Origin of the sequence: Paenibacillus sp. GbtcB18 (genome assembly GCF_019091125.1) — a bacterium.
GTDB lineage: Bacteria > Bacillota > Bacilli > Paenibacillales > NBRC-103111 > Paenibacillus_F > Paenibacillus_F chitinolyticus.
Genome location: NZ_JAGXJX010000376.1, coordinates 1 through 270 on the forward strand (window position 1 = coordinate 1; position 270 = coordinate 270).

The window sequence follows — 270 nt, forward strand, 5'->3', positions numbered from 1 at the left end:
GGGTGGCGCGGGCGTGGCCGTCCGCCATGCCGACCGCTGTGGCCTCCTGCAGGGCCAGGATGTACTGGATCGAGGGGAAGGAGCGCAGTTCGTCGAGGAACCCCTGCTCGTCCGTGCCGGGGTTGCCGAACATGTACCGGACGCCTTCGGCCTCCAGTTGCTCCAGGAGCGCGACGCGCGCGGGCCTGCTGTCCATGCTGGTCACCTCTCGCGGGACGGGATGTCAGGAGGTCCTGAACCCCCACTGGCGCAGGCCCTGTTCGAGGACCT

Annotated in this window: 1 protein-coding gene; it reads right to left on the minus strand. The window is 69.6% G+C overall.

Annotated features, from left to right (window positions below; translation table 11 throughout):
- Window positions 1-196 (minus strand): thiamine pyrophosphate-binding protein (locus KVT34_RS30325; protein WP_254635247.1); only part of this gene is annotated, 196 nt, incomplete at its 3' end.
- Between the last annotated feature and the right edge of the window lie 74 nt (window positions 197-270).